Origin of the sequence: Celeribacter sp., assembly GCF_048266405.1 — a bacterium.
GTDB lineage: Bacteria > Pseudomonadota > Alphaproteobacteria > Rhodobacterales > Rhodobacteraceae > Celeribacter.
Genome location: NZ_JBLWZO010000011.1, coordinates 60,244 through 83,847 on the forward strand (window position 1 = coordinate 60,244; position 23,604 = coordinate 83,847).

General features: G+C 55.5%; 24 protein-coding genes and 1 pseudogene. 14 read left to right on the forward strand and 11 right to left on the reverse strand.

Annotated features, from left to right (window positions below):
- The first annotated feature begins 37 nt into the window (after positions 1 to 37).
- From ACN0TS_RS15670 to ACN0TS_RS15705, 8 genes are read left to right on the forward strand one after another with little or no spacing between them, the layout of a single operon-like run.
- Complete coding sequence (locus ACN0TS_RS15670; protein WP_417260304.1) at positions 38 to 922, forward strand: carbohydrate ABC transporter permease; 885 nt, start codon at positions 38 to 40, stop codon at positions 920 to 922.
- Positions 919 to 1,776, forward strand: a complete 858-nt coding sequence (locus tag ACN0TS_RS15675) for a carbohydrate ABC transporter permease (RefSeq protein WP_417260305.1) — start codon at positions 919 to 921, stop codon at positions 1,774 to 1,776. Before ACN0TS_RS15670 ends, ACN0TS_RS15675 begins: the two co-directional genes overlap by 4 nt.
- A complete protein-coding gene (locus ACN0TS_RS15680) occupies positions 1,773 to 2,927 on the forward strand; it encodes a mandelate racemase/muconate lactonizing enzyme family protein (RefSeq protein WP_417260306.1) in 1,155 nt (384 codons plus the stop codon). The genes ACN0TS_RS15675 and ACN0TS_RS15680 overlap by 4 nt, the downstream gene beginning before the upstream one ends.
- Before the next feature lie 4 nt (positions 2,928 to 2,931).
- Positions 2,932 to 3,996 carry an ABC transporter ATP-binding protein gene (locus ACN0TS_RS15685; RefSeq protein WP_417260307.1) on the forward strand — a complete coding sequence of 355 codons (1,065 nt, stop codon included), beginning with the start codon at positions 2,932 to 2,934 and terminating at the stop codon, positions 3,994 to 3,996.
- Positions 3,993 to 5,156: an enolase C-terminal domain-like protein gene (locus ACN0TS_RS15690; protein ID WP_417260308.1), complete on the forward strand. Its 1,164-nt coding sequence runs from the start codon at positions 3,993 to 3,995 to the stop codon at positions 5,154 to 5,156. The genes ACN0TS_RS15685 and ACN0TS_RS15690 overlap by 4 nt, the downstream gene beginning before the upstream one ends.
- Positions 5,153 to 5,494, forward strand: a complete 342-nt coding sequence (locus ACN0TS_RS15695) for an L-rhamnose mutarotase (protein WP_417260309.1) — start codon at positions 5,153 to 5,155, stop codon at positions 5,492 to 5,494. The genes ACN0TS_RS15690 and ACN0TS_RS15695 overlap by 4 nt, the downstream gene beginning before the upstream one ends.
- Positions 5,491 to 6,399: a dihydrodipicolinate synthase family protein gene (locus ACN0TS_RS15700; protein WP_417260310.1), complete on the forward strand. Its 909-nt coding sequence runs from the start codon at positions 5,491 to 5,493 to the stop codon at positions 6,397 to 6,399. Before ACN0TS_RS15695 ends, ACN0TS_RS15700 begins: the two co-directional genes overlap by 4 nt.
- Positions 6,396 to 7,238, forward strand: a complete 843-nt coding sequence (locus ACN0TS_RS15705; protein ID WP_417260311.1) for a fumarylacetoacetate hydrolase family protein — start codon at positions 6,396 to 6,398, stop codon at positions 7,236 to 7,238. Before ACN0TS_RS15700 ends, ACN0TS_RS15705 begins: the two co-directional genes overlap by 4 nt.
- A gap of 298 nt (positions 7,239 to 7,536) precedes the next feature.
- Here ACN0TS_RS15705 and ACN0TS_RS15710 read toward each other — a convergent pair whose 3' ends face one another.
- The 7 genes from ACN0TS_RS15710 to ACN0TS_RS15740 form a co-directional block, all read right to left on the reverse strand.
- Positions 7,537 to 8,676, reverse strand: coding sequence for a substrate-binding domain-containing protein (locus ACN0TS_RS15710; protein WP_417260312.1), 1,140 nt, complete (start codon positions 8,674 to 8,676; stop codon positions 7,537 to 7,539).
- A gap of 36 nt (positions 8,677 to 8,712) precedes the next feature.
- On the reverse strand, positions 8,713 to 9,840 hold the full coding sequence (locus tag ACN0TS_RS15715) for an ABC transporter permease (protein WP_417260313.1): 1,128 nt from the start codon (positions 9,838 to 9,840) through the stop codon (positions 8,713 to 8,715).
- Positions 9,840 to 10,637 carry an ATP-binding cassette domain-containing protein gene (locus tag ACN0TS_RS15720; RefSeq protein WP_417260314.1) on the reverse strand — a complete coding sequence of 266 codons (798 nt, stop codon included), beginning with the start codon at positions 10,635 to 10,637 and terminating at the stop codon, positions 9,840 to 9,842. Before ACN0TS_RS15720 ends, ACN0TS_RS15715 begins: the two co-directional genes overlap by 1 nt.
- A 130-nt stretch (positions 10,638 to 10,767) precedes the next feature.
- Entirely contained in the window at positions 10,768 to 11,493 is a 726-nt protein-coding gene (locus ACN0TS_RS15725; RefSeq protein WP_417260315.1) for an alpha/beta fold hydrolase, read from the reverse strand.
- Positions 11,490 to 12,257, reverse strand: a complete 768-nt coding sequence (locus ACN0TS_RS15730) for an HpcH/HpaI aldolase family protein (protein ID WP_417260316.1) — start codon at positions 12,255 to 12,257, stop codon at positions 11,490 to 11,492. Before ACN0TS_RS15730 ends, ACN0TS_RS15725 begins: the two co-directional genes overlap by 4 nt.
- 70 nt (positions 12,258 to 12,327) lie before the next feature.
- Positions 12,328 to 13,395 carry an Ldh family oxidoreductase gene (locus ACN0TS_RS15735; RefSeq protein ID WP_417260317.1) on the reverse strand — a complete coding sequence of 356 codons (1,068 nt, stop codon included), beginning with the start codon at positions 13,393 to 13,395 and terminating at the stop codon, positions 12,328 to 12,330.
- 12 nt (positions 13,396 to 13,407) lie between these two features.
- Positions 13,408 to 13,947, reverse strand: a complete 540-nt coding sequence (locus tag ACN0TS_RS15740) for a cupin domain-containing protein (protein WP_417260318.1) — start codon at positions 13,945 to 13,947, stop codon at positions 13,408 to 13,410.
- Positions 13,948 to 14,061: 114 nt separating this feature from the next.
- Between ACN0TS_RS15740 and ACN0TS_RS15745 the strand changes: the two genes are divergently transcribed.
- From ACN0TS_RS15745 to ACN0TS_RS15765, 5 genes are all read left to right on the forward strand, one after another.
- Positions 14,062 to 15,096 (forward strand): rhamnose ABC transporter substrate-binding protein, encoded by a 1,035-nt coding sequence (locus ACN0TS_RS15745; RefSeq protein WP_417260319.1) that lies wholly within the window; start codon positions 14,062 to 14,064, stop codon positions 15,094 to 15,096.
- An 84-nt stretch (positions 15,097 to 15,180) separates the two neighbouring features.
- Entirely contained in the window at positions 15,181 to 16,662 is a 1,482-nt protein-coding gene (locus ACN0TS_RS15750) for a sugar ABC transporter ATP-binding protein (protein ID WP_417260320.1), read from the forward strand.
- Complete coding sequence (locus tag ACN0TS_RS15755) at positions 16,659 to 17,636, forward strand: ABC transporter permease (RefSeq protein ID WP_417260321.1); 978 nt, start codon at positions 16,659 to 16,661, stop codon at positions 17,634 to 17,636. Before ACN0TS_RS15750 ends, ACN0TS_RS15755 begins: the two co-directional genes overlap by 4 nt.
- Positions 17,633 to 18,601 (forward strand): ABC transporter permease, encoded by a 969-nt coding sequence (locus tag ACN0TS_RS15760; protein ID WP_417260322.1) that lies wholly within the window; start codon positions 17,633 to 17,635, stop codon positions 18,599 to 18,601. Before ACN0TS_RS15755 ends, ACN0TS_RS15760 begins: the two co-directional genes overlap by 4 nt.
- A 3-nt stretch (positions 18,602 to 18,604) precedes the next feature.
- Positions 18,605 to 18,898, forward strand: coding sequence for a GYD domain-containing protein (locus ACN0TS_RS15765; RefSeq protein ID WP_417260323.1), 294 nt, complete (start codon positions 18,605 to 18,607; stop codon positions 18,896 to 18,898).
- A gap of 3 nt (positions 18,899 to 18,901) precedes the next feature.
- Here ACN0TS_RS15765 and ACN0TS_RS15770 read toward each other — a convergent pair whose 3' ends face one another.
- Positions 18,902 to 19,597, reverse strand: a complete 696-nt coding sequence (locus ACN0TS_RS15770) for a GntR family transcriptional regulator (protein WP_417260324.1) — start codon at positions 19,595 to 19,597, stop codon at positions 18,902 to 18,904.
- Between the two features lie 325 nt (positions 19,598 to 19,922).
- Here ACN0TS_RS15770 and ACN0TS_RS15775 point away from each other — a divergent pair.
- Positions 19,923 to 21,008 (forward strand): annotated as a pseudogene (locus tag ACN0TS_RS15775) (DDE-type integrase/transposase/recombinase).
- An 89-nt stretch (positions 21,009 to 21,097) separates the two neighbouring features.
- On the opposite strand, the gene hypE reads toward ACN0TS_RS15775, so the two are convergent.
- The 3 genes from hypE to hypC are packed head-to-tail and all read right to left on the reverse strand — an operon-like array spanning position 21,098 to position 23,604.
- Positions 21,098 to 22,123: a hydrogenase expression/formation protein HypE gene (gene hypE / locus ACN0TS_RS15780; protein WP_417260325.1), complete on the reverse strand. Its 1,026-nt coding sequence runs from the start codon at positions 22,121 to 22,123 to the stop codon at positions 21,098 to 21,100.
- Between the two features lie 30 nt (positions 22,124 to 22,153).
- Positions 22,154 to 23,296 (reverse strand): hydrogenase formation protein HypD, encoded by a 1,143-nt coding sequence (gene hypD, locus ACN0TS_RS15785; protein WP_417260326.1) that lies wholly within the window; start codon positions 23,294 to 23,296, stop codon positions 22,154 to 22,156.
- A complete protein-coding gene (gene hypC, locus ACN0TS_RS15790) occupies positions 23,293 to 23,604 on the reverse strand; it encodes a HypC/HybG/HupF family hydrogenase formation chaperone (RefSeq protein WP_417260327.1) in 312 nt (103 codons plus the stop codon). Before hypC ends, hypD begins: the two co-directional genes overlap by 4 nt.

Here is a 23,604-nt window from a genome sequence, read left to right on the forward strand (position 1 = left end):
AAGCAACCATAAACCAACGAAAAAGGAGGGCCTGACGATGCTGCGAAGTGATCGTTTTCTGGCGTATATCTTGATATTGCCTGTAGTTGCCGCTGTCTTGGCTTTTGTTGTCGGGCCCACTTACAACGTGGCCACGCTAAGCCTTACCCAAGTGGTGATGGGCATGGAGCGCGGATTTGGCACGCTTGGGAACTTCCAGGCGCTCGTCGACGATCCAGTCTTTGGTCTCGTCTTGAAAAACACCGCCATTTGGATTCTTGGTGGCACATTACTTTGTGTCACTGTGGGTCTCGGCGTCGGAACATTTCTGGCCATCGACAGTCGGATGACGGGCTGGCTTCGCGCGCTCATCCTGTTGCCTTGGGTCTTGCCCGATGTGGTCACCGCGATGGCTTGGAAATGGATGCTGCATGGACAGGTCGGCATCATCGGTCAAACCCTGCAATCATGGGGTTTTACCGAGGGCGCGGTATCGTTCATGGGTGACCCCAAGCTGGTTATGTGGATGCTTGTTGTCGTGCTGATTTGGCGCAAGATGCCACTCGTGGCGCTGATCTTGTGCGCCGCAATTCGAGCCGTTCCAGACGATCAGGTTGAGGCCGCGCGCATGGATGGGGCGAATGCGATCGAACGCTTCCGTTTTGTTACCCTGCCAAACATCGCCTTTTCCCTAACCGCTGTGACCGTGATCTCTATGATCTGGATCACCGCCGAATTTGCCCTGCCGTGGATCATGACAGGTGGCGGCCCCGCCAACGCCAGCCAGATCATGGCAACCTACATTTACCAACAGAGCTTCGAGTTCTTCAACTGGGGCGTCGCCTCGGCCATGTCGGTGGTCAACCTCGTCATGCTGGCCTCCATCGTCGCACTGTATCTTTACGTTAACCGCCGCTCTTGGGCTTCGGAGGAACAGAAATGAACGAGCAACCGCGCACCCTTTATTGGATATTCCTTGGCTTTGTCGGCCTCGTGATTTCGATCTACGTCCTGTTCCCCGTGTTCTGGCTGTTCCTCGCGTCGTTCAAGACACAAGCCGAACTCGCACAACTTCCGGTCTCCTTCTGGCCAGAGTCCCCGACGCTGGATGCCTATAAGGCCCTGTTCTCACCGACCCACCAGAAAGGGCAACTTCTCGACTGGCCACAACTGATCGGCAACAGCTTCTTTGTCGCAATCAGTTCCACGGTGATCGTCTTGGTCTTTGCAACGCTGGCAGGCTACGCCTTTGCCCGACTGCGCTTCCCTGGCCGTGATCTCATTCTCGGCGGGTTACTGATCAGCCGGATGTTCCAAGGTGCGGCCCTGCTTTTGCCGACCTATCGGCTGATGTCTATGCTGGGTTTACAGGACAGCCTGATCGGCCTCGTGCTGCTCTACTCCGCCTTCGGCCTGCCCTTTGCCACATGGATCATCGCCTCCAGCCTGCGCGAGATTCCCAAGGAGCTTGAAGAAAGCGCCATGATGGACGGGGCAAGCCGCTTGCAAAGCATGGTTAAGGTGGTGTTGCCTCTTGCGACACCTGCCCTCATCACTGCCGCAATGTGGCATTTCGTGGGTGCATGGTCCGAATTTGCCTTCGCCTCAATCTTGCTCGAATCCAATGAGCACAAGACCGTCACCATCGGGCTTGCCAGTTTCGTGGAACTCTTCACACTTGAATTCCAATACGTCGGTGCCGCTGCAACCATTGTTGCCCTGCCGATCATGTTGGTCTTCTTTTTCGGGCAACGCTACTTCACGCGCGGTCTTCTTGCTGGGGCGGTGAAGGGATGAAGATCACCTCCATCACCGCGCGCGCTGTGGACTGCGGCTTCAACAGCCAAAAACTGCAAACGTCCCGCGTGGCCTCCCCTATGTCCCGCTTTCCCCGCTTTGCCGAGCAAAGGGCCAGCTGGATGTGGCCAACCAAGAAGGTCTTCGTCCGTGTCACGGGCGAGGACGGCAGCACAGGCTGGGGCTGCACCAACGGTGGTGAGATTGTCGAGATGATCGTCAATGAACACCTGTCGCGGCTTCTGGCCGGCCAGGACATGAACTATCTGCGCTTGCTCAATGACCAGATGTCCGCCTCCTTGCTGCCCAACGACCGTTCTGGCTTTGCCATGATGGCCGTGGCTGGGGTCGATATTGCCCTGTGGGATCTCGCGGCAAAGGCCAATGGCCAACCGCTGGTCGACGTCCTCGGTGGCGCGGATGTAGACGCCCTCCCCGTCTACATAACGACCCCGCGCCCCGAGGTCTTTATCGGAGGGCCTTGGAAAGGGCTCAAAGCCGCCGCGCCCTATGGCCCTGAAAGTGGGGAAGACGGGCTGAAGGAAAACGTAGCACTCATGCATCGCTTTGCTGAAGCCGCTGGCGAAGGCGTACCCATTATGATCGACGCCTTTCTGGCATGGGATGCCGATTACACCCTGCGTTTTGCCGAAGCTGTGGCCGACCTTCCCGTGGCATGGATCGAAGACCCGATCCCTCCGCAAGATATCGAAGGTCTGCAAAAGATCCGGGATGGCCTCGACCCCGAGGTTGCATTGGCACTTGGCAATTTTGCCTTCTCATATGCCGATTGTGCAGACCTGCTGCGCTCGGGCGTAGTGGGCATGCTTCAACCTGACGTGGCATGGGCGGGCGGCATCACCGAGACCCTGCGCATTCTCGAACTGGCAGAAAGCGCGGACGTGCCCGTAATCCTGCACAACACCTGCGAACAGCCGTGGGCCCTGGCAATCGCCGCAGCCCGTCAATCCGGCGTGCTGGTCGAATGCGTGGATCGGGGAGAAAGCTCGCCGCTCTACGAACTCATCGGCCCGCGGCCCGACTTTACAGATGGCCACGCCGCCATCCCCCGTGACCCGAAGGGCAACCAACCGCCCGCACATGTATTCGAGGCCTTTGGGCCCTCCGCAACCGACATCAAGAAAGGATAGACCCATGGGCTCTGTCGCACTCAAAAATATCCGCAAATCCTATGGCGCCGTCGAAGTGTTACACGGCATTAACCTCGACATTCGCGACGGTGAATTCACCGTTCTGGTTGGCCCTTCGGGATGCGGAAAATCAACACTCCTGCGCTCCATCGCGGGGTTGGAAACCATCAGCAGCGGCGATATTGCCATTGACGACACCGTCATCAACTCACTGGTCCCCAAAGACCGTGATATCGCAATGGTGTTCCAGAACTACGCGCTCTATCCGCATATGACTGTGGCCAAGAACATGGCGTTTTCACTTCGCCTTGCCAAAGAACCGCAATCGGAGATCGACCGCAAGGTCAACGCCGCTGCCGAGATCCTCGACCTCACGGCCCTCCTGGACCGCTACCCGCGTCAGCTTTCGGGTGGCCAGCGCCAGCGCGTCGCCATGGGGCGTGCCATCGTGCGTGACCCCAAAGTGTTCCTGTTCGACGAGCCGCTTTCAAACCTCGACGCCAAACTGCGTGTGCAAATGCGCTCGGAGATCAAGGAGCTTCACCAGCGCCTCAAGACCACCACGATCTACGTGACGCACGACCAGATCGAAGCCATGACCATGGCTGACCGTATCGTCGTCATGCGCGGCGGCCACGTCGAGCAAGTCGGATCACCGCTGGAACTCTATGACAACCCCGCAAGCATTTTCGTGGCGGGCTTCATCGGCTCGCCCGCGATGAACTTCATCACCGCACGCGCCAATGGTTCGACGTTGGAAACCGAAGACGGCAAACCGCTCGGTGAAACAAGCGCCAAGGTGGGCCAGGGACAGACTGTCACAGCAGGTTTCCGTCCTGAAGATATCTATTTCGCGGACGACGGCATCCCCGCGACGGTCGCCCTTGTCGAACCCACGGGCGCGGAAACCCAACTGACGCTGCGCCGTGGCGATGACTCGATCATCATGACCACCCGCGATCGCGTCACACAAAAGCCTGGCGATACGGTCCATTTCGCCGTCGCATCGGGAAAACTGCACGCCTTTGATCCGCAGACCGAGAAAACTCTCACGGAGGCGCGTCCATGAAAATCACCGATGTGCGCGTAATCCGTTTCAAGACCCATGCGGATCGCTGGGACATTGGTCACGCGCGCCTGAAACCCAATGCCGAGGTGCATCAGACGATCACCTGCATCGACACCGACGAAGGACTCACGGGCTACTTCCTCGGCGGCGGCAAACATGGCGACCAAGATGGCATGAACCCCGACGAGCAACGGCTGATCGAGGGTCAAGTCCGCGACATGATCCTTGGTGCCGATCCTTTTGATCGCGAGTTGATCTGGAAATGGATGTGGGTGCGCAACATTCCCGAAGTGGCGCAAAGCGTGATTGACTGCGCTCTGTGGGATCTCGCGGGTCGCGCGGCGGGTCTGCCTGTCTACAAACTGATGGGCGGCGCACGCGACAAGGTTCCTGCCTACGCCTCCACCTACCCCAACATCGGCCAGCCGGAGGTCTACGCCGAACATGCGCTGGAGTGCAAAGAACAGGGGTACCAGGCCTATAAGATCCACCCGCACTACTTTTGGAACCCCCACACGGGCCAGCCCACCAATGGTCGCCCGTCGAACATCCGCGCCGATATCGAAACCATCAATCTGGTGCGCGAGGCCGTGGGGCCCGACATGGTGCTGATGTATGACGTCTGGGGCACCTATCACACCATCGAAGAGACGATCAAAGTGGGTCGCGAGTTGGAAAAGCTCGACTTCTATTGGTTCGAGCACCCGATGCCCGAATACCGCGTCGAGAGCTACCGCCGCCTGTGCCGCGAGCTGTCGATCCCGATCCTCGCTCCCGAGATTGCAGCAGGTGGCGTCTTCACACGCGCAGAATGGATTCTGCAAGGTGCCTCCGACATGAGCCGCATGGACATCCGACGCGGTGGCGTCACGGGCTGTCGCAAAACCGCCGTGGTCTGCGAGGCCTTCGGTCAGAAATGCGAAATCCACATGGCGGGTTGGGGCAACCTTCAGGTCATGGGCGCGACCTCGGAGGATACAAGCGAATGGTATGAGAAGGGTCTGCTCGCTCCTGGCGTCGATTACGATGCACCGCACCCCTACCTCAAACGCAATTGCGACCCGATGGATGACGAGGGCTATGTCGCTCTGCCGCAGGCCCCCGGCCTTGGCTACGAGATTATCTGGGATCACATCAACGACAACAGGATCGGAGCATGACTATCTATCGCCGCGCTTGGACGATGCAACTTCGCGACGGGGCGGAGGCGGCTTACGAGGCTGCACACGCCTCAATCTGGCCCGAACTCAAGGACCAGATGCGGGCCAGCGGCATCGTGCGCTTCTTTCTCTACCGATCCGGGCGGACAATCTTCGCGTTTCAGGAACGCGACCGTCCTTTTGGTCAGGATACAACCGCCCCGCCCAACGACGTCTCAATCCGCTGGTGGCGCGAGATGGCCCCGCTCATGGTCACAGAAGGTCCCGAGTATCGTCCCGTCCACACCACACTGCGCGAGGTCTTCGCGCTCGACACCATAACGGAGGTCCAGACATGACTGGTATCGAGGGCATTGTTCCCATCCTTCTCACACCTTTCAATGACAATATGTCAATCGACTACGGCAGCTTGCGTCGCGAAATTGACGTGACACTGGAAACTGGCGTCCATGGCGTTGGCATCGCGATTGGCAGCGAAATTTTCAAGCTCACACCACAAGAGCGTCGCGAGATGTTGCGAGCTGTGGTCGATCAGGTCGAGGGCCGAGTGCCCGTGATCATGAACACCTCCGCTCCCGGCACGGCACCTGCGGTGCAGTTGGCCGTCGAGGCTGCCGAGGCGGGAGCCGACCGCCTGATGATCTGGCCGCCCGACTTCTTCGCGCTCGGCCCAAACGCGGTAATCGACCATCTGTCGCACATCGCCGAAGCCACGCAATTACCGATCGTGCTCCAAGACGTGGTGCAAGCCCCGATCTCGCCCACTCTGGCCTTGCGCATCGCCGAAGCGGTGCCGCAGGTGGACACCATCAAGGTGGAGACAAACCCGACCGTCGCACAGGTCGACGCAATGGTGCAGGCCATTGGGGGTAAACTTACCGTCCTTGGCGGTGCGGGCGGTGGCACGTTGGTCGAGGAATATCGGCGCGGGGCACGCGGAACCATGCCATTTGCCAGTCAGGCCAGCCAGTTCATGCAGGTGTGGAATGCACTGGAAGCTAGGGACGAAGACCAGGCGACCCATGTCATCGAGACTGAAATCCTTCCCGTCAGCCGTTTTGGATTCCAGTCTGGGGACATGTTCTACCACGTCCACAAGGCACTCCTGTGCCAAGCGCGCATCTTCCGCAACGCCCACGTGCGCCCCCCGACCGCACCACCGGATCCAATCTCCAGCGACGAGTTGTCACGGCTGCTCGCGCGCAGCAACCCCGCGAAACGTACGCAAAAGGAAATCGCATGAAACTTCTTCGTGTCGGGCCGAAAGGCCAAGAACGCCCCGCCCTTCAACATGATGATGGCACGCTCCGCGATCTGTCTTCGGTCGTCACCGACATTACGGGCGACACGCTGCTGCCCGAAAACCTGGACCGTTTGCGACAGGTCGACCCTGCGACCCTGCCCGTCATGGACAACAATAGCCGCATCGGCCCCTGTGTCGGTCAAGTGGGAAAGTTTATATGCATCGGCCTGAACTATGCCGATCACGCCAAAGAAAGCGGCATGGCCATTCCCGAAGAACCCGTCATTTTCATGAAAGCCACCTCGGCGATCTGTGGTCCGAATGACGATGTCATCCTGCCTAAAGGCGCCGAGAAAGGCGATTGGGAGGTTGAATTGGGAGTTGTCATTGGCTCTCCGATCAAGAACGTCAGCGAGACCGAAGCCTTGGACCACGTTGCGGGCTATTGTGTGGTCAACGACGTATCAGAGCGCGCGTTTCAAATCGAGCGTGGCGGTCAGTGGGTCAAAGGTAAGTCCGCCGATACATTCGGCCCCCTTGGTCCTTGGCTCGTCACCCGTGACGAGGTTTCCGATCCCGCGAACCTGTCCATGTGGTTGGAATTGAACGGTGAACGTGTTCAAGACGGCTCCACCAGAACCATGATTTTCGGCGTTGCCGAAGTCGTGTCCTATCTATCGAAATTCATGTCACTGCAACCAGGGGATGTTATCTCGACAGGCACCCCTCCCGGCGTCGGTTTGGGCATGTCCCCGCAACGGTTCCTCAAGGAAGGCGACGGCATGCGACTTGGCATTGAGGGCCTTGGTGAACAGCGCCAAACCGTCCGTCAGGCGTAGCGCCCAGATAATTCAATTCAGTCTGCCCCTGTCCCATCTGGATTTGGGGCAGATTGTCGATCGCCTGCATACGATCATGCCGCCCTCGCCAACTGAGGGGCCCTATTGGTCTAAACGCTTTTCTTGATAATTTTAGAACCAAGAAGAGGCGTGTATAAACAAGGCAGAAGTCTACAAAATTCGGGGCTATTCAAGTTTCCTGTAGCCGCCAAAGGGTGGGGTATTGCGCATGTTGCAAACATTGGGCGGCCACACTGATGGTGTGACCACCCAACTTGAGGCTTAAAAATCGAAAGCCTTACTTGACTGGGGCCAATCCGGAGTAGCGGAAGGCTTCTGCTTCGAGCGCATCGATTTCTTCACCCGACATGCCTTTGTGAGCTATGACCATCCGACCAAGGAACACCAAGGGCAACTCGTCGGCTCGTCCCTCCAGCACGGCCTTGACGGATTCAGCCGCCGCAGAACCGATGTCGTCAGACATCCGCATAGGCGTCGCATCCAAGGTACCATCACGGATCGCGTCGAGTTCGAGCGATGTGCCACCCCATGCTGTAGTGTAGAAGTCCTCGGTTTTCCCGGATGCGATTTGCGCTTCTACCGCGCCAATCCCCATTGCCGTATTTGCCGTGTGGACCACTTCAACCTCTGGGAACGCGGTCATGATTTGCTCCATGGCCGTGTAGCCCTTCTCACGATTGAAGTCCGCATATTGCTCGGCAACCCGTGTCCAGTTTCCAGTCTCTTCGACACACTCCGCAAAGGTCTGCGAACGAAGATTGTCGATGGATCCAGGGATGCCACGGATGAGCGCATAGGACTTATCGGACCCGAGGTCGTCGACCATGAAATCACAAATCGCCTTTGCGCCCGATGGAGAATCGAAGTTGAACCACGTCACAGGCTGTGTTGTCAGATCCTTCAACGGCGTGTGATTGCCCCAGATCATTGTGGTAAACCCTTCGGTGTCCACAAGGCGCTGGATGTTGTCACCTTGAGCCATCAGCTCTGACGGCGCATACATCACGAAGTCCCAGATATCGTCATCATTGACGACCTGTGCGACGAATTGGTTTTGCAACTCGCCTTCATTCATACGTGTCGCAAACTCGGTTGTCTCATACGGAATGCCGAGTTCGCCCAACCGCGTCGTGAACGCAATGTAGTTGCGGTTGAAGAAGTCCGACGTATCCGCCGACGGGTAGATTAGAGCGATCTGAACAGGGTCCGAAATCTCTGCCGCTACCTTGACAGGTGCTGCGGCGACGGTCGCCTGCAACGCTGCCAACGCAGCGGGATCGGTTACTTGCTCTGGCCGCCAGACCTCGCGTTCATCGTCATCCGGCAGTGTAAAGAGCGGCAGCTCTTGAGCCATAACGGGACCAGTCAGCCCCAGACACAACGCCGACGTCATTGTCAGTGCATAAAAACGTTTCATTTTTTCCTCCCTAGAAAGTTTATGTTGGTCGTATCTTTAGGTGGTGGCAGCCCCTGGCAGGGCGGCCCCCAGAATGAACAGCGCGATAAGTGCGGCGATCAAACCACCTATAAATTTGAGAATTGACAGGTTCTGACGTGAGCCGATCTTGGCCCAGAGGTTGCCAGTGACGTCTTTGTCTTTCGACTGTAGCCACGAATACGCAGCGACCGAGACGACGATCACAATACCTGCGGCGACGGATTGCCAGAAGAATTCAATGCGCAAGATGATGGTGGCATTGGTGATCATGGCGAGCAAAATGACACCACAGAAAGCACCCAGCATGGAGGCTCGGCCTCCGAACAAGGATGTCCCACCAACCACAACCGCCGCGATGACGTGCAGATTGAGGAAGCTGGCAGAGGTCGCCTGAATGGAGTTCAGTTTGCCCGCCAACATGACGCCGCCCAATCCGGCCAGTGCGCCCATCAGAGAATATGCATAGACACGCTGGCGATCGACCGCGATGCCGGCCATCTCGGCAGCCTCAGGGTCAGACCCGATCCCGAGCGCATAGCGCCCGAAGAAGGTACGCGTCAGCACGAAGTAGCCCGCGACAATGGTGAATATCCCGATAAGGACAGGCACAGGCAGAAACCCTTCGATCCGCCCGCGGCCAATGACCTTGATGATCTCAGGGAACTTCGCCAAGACAAGCCCCTTGGCAAGCACCAAGGCGATGCCACGATAGATGAGGTCCATGGCCATGGTGCCAATCAAATCGGGCACATTCAATTTCGTGACCACCATACCGTTGATCGCCCCGAGGGTTGCCCCGACGGTGATCGCGATCAAGATACCCACATAGGGCGAAAAGCCGTATTGCTTGATCATAAAGGCCATGATGAGCGCGCTTAGCGCTGCAATCGAGCCGATTGACAAATCGATGCCGCGTTGCGCGATGACAAAGGTCATCCCAACCGCCATCGGCATGAACATGGCCGCTTCCATGAAAACAATCTCAAAGTTCGAAAGGCGGAAGAACCTTGCAGGCTCCACAAGCAACATGAACACCATCAGCATGGCGATCATTAAAAGCGGGCCGAAAATTGACACGTAGGGGTTAATACGTTCCATAAACGATTGCCGCGCCGGAACTTGAATATTTGTGGTTGCGTCCATTATGCCACTTCCTTCTTCTCATGCGCGCCAACAATCATTCCGAGCACTTCTTCATGGGTCGTTTCTGAAACTTTCAACGTGCCGACCTTGCGGCCACGGCGCATGACCTGAATGCGGTCTGCGACTTCGAAAACATCATCGAGAGAGTGGGAAATCAGGAGAACGGCGAGGCCTTGATCGCGCAGGTTGCAGATCAGTTTCAGCGTGCGTGCTGTTTCTTGTGGCCCGAGAGCAGCTGTGGGTTCATCCATTACAAGCACACGCAAGTCGCCATGATAAATAGCGCGCGCAATCGCAACCGCCTGCTTTTGACCGCCGGACAAGCTTTCCGTCGGCGCATCCATATCTGGCAAGCGAGTGCCGAACCGCTCGAACAAGACACGGCTGGCCTCCGCCTTCATCCGTGCATTATCGAGAAACGGAATGCCCAAGACGGATTTGGTCAGCTCATTGCCGAAGAAAATATTGGCAGCTGGCGTAAGGTCGCCCGCAATCGCCAGCGTTTGATACACCGCATCAATCCCCAGCTGGATCGCATCGTCGCGGCCGTTCAACGTGACCTCCTGGCCAGCGATTTTGATCTGACCTGCAGAGGGTCGCAAAACACCCGTGAGGATCTTGATCATTGTCGATTTGCCAGCGCCGTTGTCGCCCACGATAGCAAGGACTTCCCCTGCGCGGGCCTCAAGATCCACATCGTTCAACGCTACAGCGCCACCAAATCGTTTGGTGATGCCCCGCATCTGTACGAGTGGCTCGTCACCGGGTGGCGAATTTGTATTGGTTTGTTTGTTCATAGGCTCCTCCAGAATCTTCCGTGGTGTGCGGATTGGAGGTCAGTATGTTTAATTGTTGATTAAATTGTCAACAATTTAATCAACAATTATTTGTCTTCCGAAATTAGTACCTAATTTCAATCAGAACGGACTATGTCTCACACCATTCTTTGATGGCATTGGCAGTTTTCTGAACTTGCTCAAGTAGAACAAAGTGCCCCGCGTTAGAGATAACTTTATGTGTCCCGGCACGCGCTGCGGTCGCAATTTCTTCGCCCAGCTCCATCGGCGTAAGAACATCTTGCGCCCCATTGATCACCAAAACCGGAGCAGTAAAGTGAGACAAGTCCTCCAAGGACGATGGGCGCGTTATAGCCAGTTCAATCTGATGAGAAAAATCATCAATACGCGTGTTACTGGCCATGTCTAAAACCAACGACTTTATATCCGTGCGCGAAGTCTTAGGCTCGGCGACATATTTTTCCCAAAGCTGCGTTTCGACAAACTCTCTTGGCCCCATCTGCTCGAATTGATGGACCATCGCACGCCGAACCGGCGTCATCTCCGGCAGATCTGCGCGCGCCGTGGTGCTGATCAACACCACGCCCTGACACCGCTCGGGATACTGACGCAGTATCTCAAAAGCAACCTGACACCCGAGTGAAAACCCGACGACATAGAACCTGTCGGCCATGCCAGTAACCGAGTGAGCCGCGAGGTCAGCCACGGACGCACTGTTGATCCGTGGCACCACACGCCCCGCCCCGACAAAGGACGGTCCCAGAGCCGCCATTAGGGGATCAAAAACGCGCGCATCACACAGTGTCCCTGGCAAGAACATCCACGTCGGCGCGCCCGTGTCTTGACCGCTTGTCATGTGTCGATCGAGCGGCTTTGAGCAACGGCAACGGTCATCGCCTGTGTTGCGAGGGCAAAGTCATTGCCCGGCGTGACCAAGGCGAACCCTTCGTCGATGCGCTGCTTGGCCAATGTCGCGTTACTACAGAAAATGCCAACAGGCACACCGGCTGCGGTGGCACGCTCCAGAATATGAGCAATGGCCGCCGTCGTTTTACCTGGTCCGTTCTCCGCGCCGGGCGTTTCACCAAGTGCGAGCGCCAGATCATTCGGGCCGATGTAGATCATATCGATCCCCGGAACGGCGAGGATATCATCAATATTTGCCAACCCTTCCGCGGTCTCGATCATTGGGATCGTTAGAATTTCATCATTTGCATGTTTGAAATAGTCATCCCCGCCATAGAGCTTGCCACGTGCGGGTCCGAACGAACGGGTGCCAACCGGAGCATAGCGACAGGCCGAGACCAGCGCCGCAGCATCTTCTTTGGTCGACACCATGGGACAGATAACGCCATAGGCTCCCGCATCCAAAAGGTGCATGATACATTCGGCCTCATTTGACGGGGACCGCACAATTGGAACGGCGGGCGTCGATGAAATCGCCTGAAGCATATGCACCGCCGCTTCAAATCCGAGCATCCCGTGCTGAAGATCGACGGTGACGCAATCATACCCTTGGTGCCCTGCCCCTTCGGCAAGGTAGGCGGAGGGGATGGAAAGCCAGCCGCAAACGATTGCTTGCTGCTGTGAAATCATCTCTCTCAACTTATTTTTACGCATGGCAGTATGTCCTAATATCTATAGTGAGGTATGGGCGCATACGGCCCGACAGATGTCTGGTTGGGCGGCGTCAGACCGCACAAAGAATTGCGGGGAATTCATACCCCTGCGCTTCAGCAATGCTCTGAATTTCAGCCATCAAGGATGCGGGCACAGGCAAACCATCGCGCTGGCGCTTCATCATCGTTTCATGCTCCAATTCGCCCGGAATCAACATGCGGCCGCCTTTTGCTGACATCGGCGATGCCTTAATGGTCTTATGCATATCCGCCATGCGCGCCTCCAACTGCTCCCGACCAAGGAAGGCATCGGGGTCGATAACGATGAACATGTGACACGTGTCACTCGGCTCCTTCGGATTAGCATACATGCTTTTGATGTCGAATTGATACGCACCACCCGTCAAGACTCCACAGAGAATATCAACCATAAGGGACAGGCCGAACCCTTTGTGCCCACCAAGGGGAAGCAGGAACCCTTCGAACCCGACAAACGGATCATCGGTAGGCTCACCATTACGATCCGTCGCCCAGCCGAACGGAATCTTCTCGCCTTTCTCTTGCGCGAGCAGCAGCTTGCCTCCTGCGACCGCTGACATCGAGATGTCGAGGATCATTGGGAAATCGCCTCCGGTTGGCGCGCCAAAGGCCAAGGGATTGTTGCCTGTAATCGGTTTGGCGCCACCAGGCACAACGAGGTTTGGAATCACGTTTGTCATGGCAAGGGCGATCATGCCTGCATCAGTCGCCTGCTTGATATAAAGACCCGCAGCGCCAAAGTGATTGGAATTGCGCACACCCACAGCACCAATGCCGTTTGTTTTGGCCAACTCAATGGCACGATCCGTGGCCTTATGGCCGACGACATACCCAAGGCCGCCGTCCCCGTCCCAAACTTCAAAACCGCCTCGCCCACCGAGACATTTAATATCAGGGTGCGAATTGACGGACCCGTCCAATATCCGCTGAGCGTATATAGGCAGGCGCAACAGACCGTGGCTGTCGACGCCCCAAAGGTTGGTTTGGACAAGGTCGCGCGCGCAATCCGCCGCATCTGCTGCCGAAAGCCCCAAGTGTGCGAGGAGGCCCGTGAGGAACTCTGTGGTGTCCGCAACAGGGATAGTTAAATTATCTGACATCTCTTGGATCCTTTATTTGGCAAACTGGGGAAGTGGCGCGGCGCTCACCATGACTGAAGCAAAGACACAGGGCGCGTTCGAGCGGTTGTGCCACGTATGGGCTGTCCCCCTCTGGATCAGCACGTCCCCTGCCCGCAAAAGGGTTTCTGCGTCGTCTGTGACAGCAACCACCTCACCGGAAATGATAATGTTGTAATCGACCGTCTCATTACGGTGCATGGTCGGGTCGTCGGACCCTTCGACCTGAATGTTGGACGCCGCAATAGAATCGAAATCTTGATCGACGGCATCAGCCCTTTGCTGGGTATCTGGAAGAAGCTCGACGATTCTGAACCGCGTGCCACCTTCTGGAGGATGGTGCTTAACAGGCCGCGCCGCTGCGTCTTCGGTGCCCGCATTTGACGCCAGCGGCCCGTCGGTTTCCCAAAGTTCATAAAACGTAAGCGCCCGCCCAGGTTGCTCAGCGATCTGGCTGGGCGGCGCATCATGTAGAATGTAGGAGCGCCCGCTTTCACTGTTCGCCGTGACAACCCGTTTAAAACTTAGTGGCATGACTGCAATTTCCTCGCCTGAAATTATTCTCACCATTATTGTTGACAATTATTTCAACAATTGTAAAGCTCCTTTGTATAAAGAATTTTCAGGGCTCATCTCAGGGAGGATACAATGCTCAAAGGAATCTTACGGCGGACTGTTATTGGCGGCTTGTCAGCAGGACTGCTGCTCAATGTTGTAGCCGTTAGCGAAGGCGCGGCTCAGAACAAACCACGTTATGCCATGCTTGTTCGCGTCTTGGGGAACACGGCGTTTGAACTTGCAGGCGTAGGTGCGCAAGAAGCTGCAGACGAACTTGGCGTCGAGCTGATTTACACAGGGCCAACCGAAAACACAGCGGAAGGCCAAGTGGCTTTGATCAACTCGCTGATCGCCCAAAAGGTCGACGCAATTATGCTGTCCGCGAATGACGCGACCGCGCTCACTCCATCATTGAAGCGCGCCATGCAGCGCGGAATCAGTGTTGTCACATGGGACCAAGACGCCGAAGTTGCAGCCCGTTCGCTGCATATTGCGTCAGCAACGAATGAACTCATTGCACTCGGGCCCGTCAAAATTGCGTCGGACCTCACAGACGGAGGTGGTGATGTCGGGATCGTGTCTGGGCCAGCCAACTCTACAACACAAAACGAGTGGGTCGACGAGATGATCCGGCTGACGACCGAAGACCCGGCATATGACGGATTGAATGTTGTCGAAGTTGTCTACGGAGACGAGCGCTCTGACAAAGCCTATAATGAAGCGCTTGGCCTTGTGAACAAGTACCCCGATCTGGAAGCCATTGTTGCATATACATCCGTCGGCATAGCGGCGGCCTCGCAAATGGTCCAAGATCAAGGCTTGATCGGAAAGGTTAAGGTCACGGGCCTAGGGTTCCCGAATGAAATGGTGGATCACGTGCTCTCTGGTGCGACACCGGCCTTCGCTATCTGGAATATGCAAGATGTAGGCTACACTACCGTTTATGCCACACATGGTCTTGTGAACGGCGACATCACGGGCGCACCGGGCGAGGATATTTCAGCGGGTCGCATGGGTGACGTTCAAATTGGTGACAATAACGTGGCCGTCATGGGTGAATTGTTCGTCTATGATGAAACGAACGTCGAAGCCGCAGCAGACCTCATTAACTCTGTTGGAAAATAACGTTGCTTTGACCTGACATCACGATGCGCGCCTGCCTTGTGTGGGCGCGCAGTTTCCAACACATACGAACAGGTATTTATTTCGATGCTCGAAGTAGTCGATCTTCACAAGAACTTTGGGGGCGTTAAAGCGCTGTCCGGCGTATCGCTGACGGCCCGCCCTGGGCGTGTTCTAGCTGTGATTGGTGAAAACGGAGCGGGGAAATCCACAATCATCAAATGTCTAACGGGCATTCATCGCCCGACATCCGGAGACATCTGTCTTGATGGAAAACCGCACGCTTTCAAAAGCCCCTTAGACGCCGTCAGCGCCGGCATTTCGGCCATCCATCAAGAGCCATCCATGTTCGATGATCTAACCGTCGCAGAAAACATCTGTGCCGGTGCAATACCACGTGGCTTTGGCGGGTTCGTGAATTGGTCCAAGATGAAACACCGCGCCATCGAGGTGCTCGACAGGATCGGATCAGACATCTCCCCTAGCACAAGCCTCAAGTCGCTGAGTGTTGCAGAGCAACATATGGTTTCTTTGGCAAAGGCACTTGCGGCAGACGCCCGTGTCATACTTTTCGACGAGCCAACTGCGGCCCTGTCCCAGACCGAAATACAACACCTTTATACGATCATTGATGCCCTGAAAGCCGAAGGGAAAATCATCCTCTTTATCAGCCACAAGTTCGATGAAATCTTCAGGATTTGCGACGACTACGTCGTGCTTCGAGATGGGGCGCCGGCAGGTCACGGCGAGATTAGTGACACCTCCGAAGACCAATTGATCAAGATGATGGTCGGACGTTCCGTCAGCGACATTTATCCCAAAGCCCAAGCCGACATCGGAGACGTTGTTCTGGAGGCTTCGGCTCTATCCCATCCGACAGAATTTAGTGACGTTAGTTTCCAAGTTCGCCGCGGCGAAATCCTCGGGTTTTATGGACTCGTCGGCGCTGGCAGAACAGAGGTCATGGAGGCCATTTTCGGCCTAAAGACCCTCTCTCGCGGAACCCTTCGTTTAAATGGCAAGGAGGTCACAATTGACACCCCTCGTCAGGCAATGGACGCGGGCCTCGCCTATGTTCCAGAAGATCGACAACACCACGGCGCGATACTGCCATTTTCCATCACCGCGAACATGTCTTTGCCGCAGCTTGAAAAAGTATCTCGCGGGACGTTTTTGAATGCAGAGGCGGAAACAGAATTGGTCGAAAGTTTCGCCAACAAAGTGCATATTCGTGCGCGGGATTGGGATCAAAATGTGTCCGAACTTTCGGGTGGCAATCAACAGAAGGTCGTCATCGGAAAATGGCTCGCAACACAACCCCGCGTCATCATTCTGGACGAACCGACCAAGGGGATCGACGTCGGCTCCAAATCCGCAGTTCACGAGACGATCGGAACCCTTGTGCAAGCAGGCCTTGCCGTTGTCATCGTATCCTCCGAACTAGAAGAGGTACTGGGCATATCGGATCGCATCATCACAATGGCGCGGGGACGCGTGGTTACGGAATTTGATAGATCGTCGTTCTCGGGAGAGAAGATTGTCGCAGCAGCATCGGGAAACATGTCATGAAAACCGTTCTCCGGCACCGCGAAACAAGCTTGCTCTTGGTCATTGCCGTCTTTTTGGCAATCATCAGCGCACGGGCACCTGAATACCTTGCAATGAGCAATATCGCCAACCTTCTATCGAATTGGGGGTTTCTGATCATCCTTGTCGTGGGGCAACTTGGCGTATTGTTAACGCGCGGAATTGATCTTTCTCAAGCCTCTATTCTTGCATTTACGGGCATGTTTCTGGCTTTGCTTTCCCAAGCTGCTCCAGACCTCCCCTCCATTGTGTACGTCGTTGCTTCAATCGCTATGGGCGTTGTGCTGGGATGTATAAATGTTCTTTTGATCGCTTTGGCTGGCCTTCCCCCCATCATCGCAACACTCGGAACAATGACCATTATCAGGGGTATGATTTTCGTCCTCAGTGACGGTGCGTGGATTTCATCCCATGAAATGGCGGCCAACTTTAAGAGCCTGCCTGCGGGTTCATTTTTAGCACTGCCGAATGTGTTTCTGATCGCCGTTGCCACAGCCGTATTTGTGTGGGTACTTTTGACATTCCGTCGCGCAGGACGAGACGTTTACGCGTATGGCGGCAACCCGACGGCTGCGCGCAATTCCGGCATCTCACGCATTAAGGTAGAGTTTCTGGTGTATGCCCTCTCCGGCGCTGTTGCCGGCCTTTGTGGCTACCTATGGGCCGGTCGGTTTGCGATCGCATATTCTCAATCCGCCGAAGGTCGAGAATTCGCGATTATCGCAGCCTGCGTTATTGGCGGCGCATCCATAACTGGCGGGCGCGGGACGGTACTAGGCGTAGTCTTAGGGGCGTTTTTCATCGCCATGCTGGACACAGCACTCCCGTTTCTCCGCATTGACCCCTTCTACCAACTGGCAGTGACGGGCGCCGTCATTTTAATCGCGGTAGGCGTAAATGCTCGCGCGGAACGCGCACCAGGCCGACAACTGCTTGCTCCGGAGGACTCTAAATGAAGACGTTGAAATTTGGCCTTTGGGACTCAGCCCTTGTCGCCATCCTCGTTGGTGTGATGGCACTAATGACATACTTCACACCTTACTTTCTGGACATCTACAATCTGGTCGACAGCACCGTTAACTTCTCGGAAAAGGCGCTGATCGCATTGCCAATGGCGCTTCTGATTATCGCACGTGAAATAGATGTGTCGGTCGCGTCAATAGTCGCGTTGGCTGCTGTATTGATCGGGGTCGCTGCTGATGCCGGCGCACCCGTGCCTGTCCTCGTGTTTGTTGGACTGCTTACAGGCACACTGGCGGGCGGACTAAACGGAGTGATGGTGAATTACCTTGGGGTCCATTCGATCGTTGTGACAATTGGCACATTGTCGCTCTATCGCGGTATTGCAGTCAGCATTGTTGGCGACGGTGCTCTCACCAGCTTCCCCGCCTCCTATGCTTGGTTTGGGCAACACTATCTGTGGGGGTATGTGCCGGTCGAATTCGTCATCTTTCTGATCTTCGTTGCGATCTTCGGCGTCATTCTTCATGGAACAATTCACGGGCGCCGAATTTTCGCAATGGGCACTAATCCAGAAGCCACAAGATACTCTGGCATAAACATCGCGCGCTATCGCGTTGCCATCTTCGCCGCGACTGGATTTATGTGTGGCTTGGCTGCAATCCTTTTGTCGAGCAGACTTGGTAGTGTCAGGTTGAACATCGCTACAGGTTGGGAGCTTCAGGTCATTACAATGGTCGTCCTCGGTGGCGTCGGCATTGCAGGCGGTACCGGAACAATCATCGGTGTAACGTTGTCCGTATTTATCATCGGATTTTTGACCTTCGGGTTATCTCTCATGAACATCCCCGGGATCGTAATGAACATCTATATCGGGCTGATGCTTATCGCAGCTATCGCCCTACCGAAAATTATCTCCGCACTTCCGATAAATTACAAATCACCTCAAAAGGAACAGTAAACCATGCTCACTTACTACATCACTGAAGAAGTTACTCGCGAAGGGATGATGACCGTCGATGAAGCTCCAGAACGCGCCAAAGGCGTGGTTGCATTCGCACAATCCATGGGAGTCACAGTCGAAGAATTCTTTTTCTGCACGTCCCAGTTTGATTTCATCATGAAAGTCACCGCTGAAAGCGAAGAAGCTGTCGCCGCGTTGTGCATGGCGGTGCGCAGGTCGGGCAATGTGACGGCCAAGATGACACGCGCCTATACCCCCGAGGAATGGGGCGGCATTGTTGGCCGCCTTTCCTAATCCTTAGAGAACAATGCGACGGCGAGGGCGTATATTTACGCTGTCGCTGTCCGCTCCGTGACGCACGTCATATTGTTCCCGATATCTTTCGATCCGCGCCAAATCAAAATGAGCGCGGATCTGCTCTGCAAGAGCATCATGGTCAGTGCCTGCCATCGCTTTGATAATGTTATTGTGCTGCTCAATCACATTTTCCATGAGTTCCGGATTGCCGAACTTCATCGCAGTAATTGGATGTGTGCGCATCGCGTAATCTTCAATCGCTGCCGCCAGAGCCGCATTGCTGCAATGGGAATATTGAACACGGTGAAACTCGGTGTTGAGGTGTAGAACCTCACGATACTGCGCATTGCGGGTTGCTTCGCTATGGCGCTCTTGTATCTCACTCATCTTTTCAATGATCGCTTCTGGAGCAGGTAAGACCATCAGCTTAATGGCATGTGTTTCCAGCAATTGACGAATTTCGAATAGGTCTGTGACCTCAGTTGGGTGAGGCTCTCGCACAAAGACGCCTCGATTAGGAATGCGTTCAATAAAACTCAATTCTTCCAGGTGACTAAAGGCTTGGCGTAAGATGTGCCGCTTGGTCCCGTAACGCTCGACCAACTGCTCTTCACCCAGCTTGGCCCCAAAAGAAAAGGTACCAACTACAATGTCTTCATATAGTTGCGAGAGGACTGTCTGAGAGTTTGAGGTCATTGATATGCTGCCCAGTTCGTTTCTTAGTCCAACACTTACGTTGGCCCATTCTCTTACTTAATACTGTATTTGTTATGAGCATTGTCGACAAGATCGTTTGATAAACGAAGTCAGTGCGGAGGGTAGTTTGGTCAGGATTTCGATGTCACCGGAACTGTCTTTGAATTGGCGGTCTGTCAAACCGTGCGATTAGACCACCAATACTTGAATATCCGAAATACTTGTCACCTTGTGACTCACCGATCCGAGTATATAGCCTTTCTGGACCTGTCGCGGTTTGATGCCGCTCCTTTGCTAGCATTTACTGCAACACAGGAGGTCGACAATGTCGAAACGGAAGCAACATCATCCAGAATTCAAAGCCAAGGTGGCGTTGGAAGCGCTGAAAGACGAAGAGACGGTCAGCGAACTGGCGAGCAGATTCGGGGTTCATCTATTACCGGCAGGTGTTTGCATGCACACACCGAGAGGCGACGATGATCCACCAATACAAACGAGCTCTGCTAGAGGGCGCGTCGGGTGTTTTTGAGCGCGGCAGCCGTAAGAAGCCTGAAATCGACGAGGAGCAAATGAAGGAATTGCACGCCAGGATTGTGGGGTAAGCCCGCGAACGCCATGCATTCGAGAGCGAGATGAACCTCGATCTGATGCGCGTGATTGATAAGCAGTTCTTAGAAACCCCGTTTTATGGTGTGCGTCAAATGACGTGGCACCTGCGCAATGAACAGCATCTGGTAAATGAAAAGCGTATCCGGCGCCTTATGCGATTGATGGGTCTCATGCCGATCTGCCAGAAACCCAACACGAGCAAAGCGGCGAAGGGCCACAAGATTTACCCATACCTGCTGCGTGAGTTACGCGTGGATCGGCCAAATCAAGTTTGGTGCTCCGACATCACATATCTACCGATGCGGCGCGGCTTCCTTTATCTGGTGGCTATCATGGACTTGCACACGCACAAAGTTCTGGCGTGGCGTATCTCGAACAACGAGACCTTGGCTGCCATTGGTCCGAGGACAATGGTCGAGTGGAGGCTGGCTTTTGCCCTCTCGGAAGATTGCTTGGCAATCGCCTGCCGGCAATGGTTGATGCACTGAATGAGGCTATCCACAAATTTGACCCACCAGACATAATGAATACCGACCAAGGCAGCCAGCTCACGTCTTTCGCCTGGACAGATAGATTGCGGCGTTCAAACGTGCGCATCTCAATGGACGGCACAGGTCGATTCCTCGATAATATCTTTGTCGAACGGCTGTGGCGGTCTCTGAAATATGAATGCGTTTACTTACACGCTTGGGAAACCGGGTCAGAAGCCAGAGCTGGCGTTAGAAAATGGATCGAGTTCTACAACCACAAGCGCCCGCATTCTTCTCTTGGCGGCAAACCCTTTCCGACCGATGGGGAGTAGCTCAATTCATCCTATTGTGTCACAGATCTAAACTGCAAAGGATCGCATAAGCCAAGTTTCTCAGCAATGTGCCTGAACAAAACTAACCATTAACAAATACGTGGCAACTGTTCACCGACCAGCATATCGACGATACGTGCTCCGCCAAACAACGTTCGCATCGTCACACGCGGTCCAACGCCAGCTTCATGTGCGCGACCAATCGCAACAGCTCCCTGCCCTTCAGGCACGGAACGCATCGCCGCAAGCGCAGCATCTACGTCTTCCGCCGCAACAAATAGGACCAGCGTCCCTTCGTTGGCCAAGTAGAGCGGATCAAGTCCCAGAATTTCACACATTCCTTTGACTTCTGCGCGGATTGGCAACGTGTCTTCGGCAATCTCCACGGCCACCCCCGCTTCATCCGCGATTTCATTGAGCGCAGAGGCCAGCCCCCCACGCGTCGCATCGCGCGCACAACGCAACGATGGACATGCCTGAGCCACAGCGGCCATCAGATGCCCAAGGCCTGCACAATCCGACGGAATGTCCGCGCTTAATGCCATCTCCCCACGCGCCGCCAGAATAGCTGCCCCGTGATCTCCGAGCACATGATTGACAATCGCAACGTCTCCGGGCCGGACATGCGTCGCGCGCAGGTCACGGCCAGCCGGAATCACGCCTATGCCGGAGGTGGTGATGAAAACCTTGTCCGCCGAACCTCGACCGACCACCTTGGTGTCGCCCGTGACAATCCTGACGCCCGCCTTGTCCGCCTCGGCTTTCATCGAGGCTACAATCCGGCGCAAAAGAGCAATCTCGGTTCCTTCTTCAATAATAAAGGCCGCCGAAAGCCACAGTGGAGTTGCGCCCCCGACAGCGAGGTCGTTCACGGTCCCGCACACCGCAATTTTTCCAATGTCTCCGCCAGGGAACTCCACGGGATCAACCACAAAACTATCCGTAGTGAAGGCCAGCCGCGCACCGGGCTCCCGCACGGCATCACTCATCAATCGCGCCTGATCTTCGGAGCTTTCCGGCTCGAACACAGAGGTAAAGACCTCACCAATCAAATCGCGCATTGCCTTGCCACCGCCGCCATGCGCCAACGTCACATGTTGATCCCTCAATGCCATGTCTGTTCTTTCTTTTCTTGGCGTGAATGGCTATTCGGCGACCTCTGCCGCACGTGCGCCACCATATTGATAATAAGCAGCGCAAGCGCCCTCAGAGCTGACCATCAATGCGCCCAATGGCATTTCCGGTGTACAGCCTTTCCCAAACTGAGGGCATCCTGTCGGCTTCAACTGACCAGTCATCACCGCGCCACATGCACAGCCTTCCGGTTCCTGCACCGAGCGGGACCCAGCCGCATAGCCAATCCCGAACTTCTCTTCGGCGTCGAATGCGCGGTATGTGTCGCGGATGCGCAGACCTGAATGATCAATCTCACCCAAGCCCCGCCATTCAAAGGACGGCCGAAGCTCATAGACATCTTCGATTGCCGCCAAGGAGACTGGGTTGCCGTGTTCTGGAACCACACGGGCGTATTGGTTCTCAACCTCGGCCCGTCCGTCGCGCAGTTGTTCAAGCACCATAAGAACAGATTGCAACAAATCGAGAGGCTCGAACCCCGCAACCACGATGGGCTTGCCGTATTCATCAGCGATAAAGTCATAAGGATGTGTGCCAATGACCATCGACACATGTCCTGGTCCGACAAACCCGTCGAGCATCATATGCGGATCATCGAGAAGCGCCTTGATGGGCGGTGGAACGGTGATGTGATTGCAAAACACGGAGAAATTCGTGAGGTTCTCACGCGCGGCCTGTTGGATGGACAAGGCTGTAGACGGCGTCGTTGTCTCAAATCCCAACCCGAAAAACACCACCTCGCGATCAGGATTACGGCGGGCCAGTTCCAACGCATCAAGCGGCGAATAGACCATACGGATATCCGCGCCCTCGCTTTTGGCCTGCAAAAGAGATTTCTTCTGTCCTGGCACCCGCATGGCATCGCCGAAGGTGGTAAATATGACCTCCGGCTGTTCCGCAATTTCCACACATTCATCCACCCGAGCCATCGGAAGCACGCAAACAGGACAGCCCGGACCATGGATAAATTCAACGCCTTCAGGTGTGAGCTTGTCCAACCCGTAGCGGAAAATCGCATGAGTATGCCCGCCGCAGATTTCCATGATATAAACTGGTTTCTCTTTCGTCGCGCCGATCTCGTCGGCCAACGTGCTGATCCGTGCCAAAAGCGCCTTGGCGGCCTTCGGGTCGCGAAACTCTTCTGCGTATTTCATGCCTGTACCTCCGCGACGGAACCGTCTTGTCTCAGTGCCTTCTCACCTTCAGCCATCGCCTCAAGCGCCTCTTGCGCTTCGCCCAGATCATGGAGTGCCTGAAGGGTGGCCGCGGCCTCCTCTTCGTCGATCAGCGCCATTGCGAAGCCCACATGGATCAAAGCCCATTTCCCGATCAAGCTGTCCATCTCACCAACTAAAACTGGTGCGATATTCACCTCGCGTTTGACGCCGGAGACATCAGCCAAGGCCATCATACGCGCCTCATCAGTGATCTCTACGATCTGTCCCGGGATTCCCAGACACAT

Excerpts from the sequence above, each read along its gene's own strand:
- ACN0TS_RS15730 (WP_417260316.1), bottom strand. The coding sequence starts at position 12,257 with ATGCGTAAAAATAAGTTGAGAGAGATGATTTCACAGCAGCAAGCAATC.
- ACN0TS_RS15690 (WP_417260308.1), top strand. The coding sequence starts at position 3,993 with ATGAAAATCACCGATGTGCGCGTAATCCGTTTCAAGACCCATGCGGAT.
- ACN0TS_RS15740 (WP_417260318.1), bottom strand. The coding sequence starts at position 13,947 with ATGCCACTAAGTTTTAAACGGGTTGTCACGGCGAACAGTGAAAGCGGG.
- ACN0TS_RS15710 (WP_417260312.1), bottom strand. The coding sequence starts at position 8,676 with ATGAAACGTTTTTATGCACTGACAATGACGTCGGCGTTGTGTCTGGGG.
- ACN0TS_RS15720 (WP_417260314.1), bottom strand. The coding sequence starts at position 10,637 with ATGAACAAACAAACCAATACAAATTCGCCACCCGGTGACGAGCCACTC.
- ACN0TS_RS15705 (WP_417260311.1), top strand. The coding sequence starts at position 6,396 with ATGAAACTTCTTCGTGTCGGGCCGAAAGGCCAAGAACGCCCCGCCCTT.
- ACN0TS_RS15715 (WP_417260313.1), bottom strand. The coding sequence starts at position 9,840 with ATGGACGCAACCACAAATATTCAAGTTCCGGCGCGGCAATCGTTTATG.
- hypD (WP_417260326.1), bottom strand. The coding sequence starts at position 23,296 with ATGAAATACGCAGAAGAGTTTCGCGACCCGAAGGCCGCCAAGGCGCTT.
- hypE (WP_417260325.1), bottom strand. The coding sequence starts at position 22,123 with ATGGCATTGAGGGATCAACATGTGACGTTGGCGCATGGCGGCGGTGGC.
- ACN0TS_RS15750 (WP_417260320.1), top strand. The coding sequence starts at position 15,181 with ATGCTCGAAGTAGTCGATCTTCACAAGAACTTTGGGGGCGTTAAAGCG.
- ACN0TS_RS15755 (WP_417260321.1), top strand. The coding sequence starts at position 16,659 with ATGAAAACCGTTCTCCGGCACCGCGAAACAAGCTTGCTCTTGGTCATT.
- ACN0TS_RS15700 (WP_417260310.1), top strand. The coding sequence starts at position 5,491 with ATGACTGGTATCGAGGGCATTGTTCCCATCCTTCTCACACCTTTCAAT.
- ACN0TS_RS15685 (WP_417260307.1), top strand. The coding sequence starts at position 2,932 with ATGGGCTCTGTCGCACTCAAAAATATCCGCAAATCCTATGGCGCCGTC.
- ACN0TS_RS15745 (WP_417260319.1), top strand. The coding sequence starts at position 14,062 with ATGCTCAAAGGAATCTTACGGCGGACTGTTATTGGCGGCTTGTCAGCA.
- ACN0TS_RS15675 (WP_417260305.1), top strand. The coding sequence starts at position 919 with ATGAACGAGCAACCGCGCACCCTTTATTGGATATTCCTTGGCTTTGTC.
- ACN0TS_RS15680 (WP_417260306.1), top strand. The coding sequence starts at position 1,773 with ATGAAGATCACCTCCATCACCGCGCGCGCTGTGGACTGCGGCTTCAAC.
- ACN0TS_RS15770 (WP_417260324.1), bottom strand. The coding sequence starts at position 19,597 with ATGACCTCAAACTCTCAGACAGTCCTCTCGCAACTATATGAAGACATT.
- ACN0TS_RS15735 (WP_417260317.1), bottom strand. The coding sequence starts at position 13,395 with ATGTCAGATAATTTAACTATCCCTGTTGCGGACACCACAGAGTTCCTC.
- ACN0TS_RS15725 (WP_417260315.1), bottom strand. The coding sequence starts at position 11,493 with ATGACAAGCGGTCAAGACACGGGCGCGCCGACGTGGATGTTCTTGCCA.
- ACN0TS_RS15695 (WP_417260309.1), top strand. The coding sequence starts at position 5,153 with ATGACTATCTATCGCCGCGCTTGGACGATGCAACTTCGCGACGGGGCG.
- ACN0TS_RS15765 (WP_417260323.1), top strand. The coding sequence starts at position 18,605 with ATGCTCACTTACTACATCACTGAAGAAGTTACTCGCGAAGGGATGATG.
- ACN0TS_RS15760 (WP_417260322.1), top strand. The coding sequence starts at position 17,633 with ATGAAGACGTTGAAATTTGGCCTTTGGGACTCAGCCCTTGTCGCCATC.
- hypC (WP_417260327.1), bottom strand. The coding sequence starts at position 23,604 with ATGTGTCTGGGAATCCCGGGACAGATCGTAGAGATCACTGATGAGGCG.
- ACN0TS_RS15670 (WP_417260304.1), top strand. The coding sequence starts at position 38 with ATGCTGCGAAGTGATCGTTTTCTGGCGTATATCTTGATATTGCCTGTA.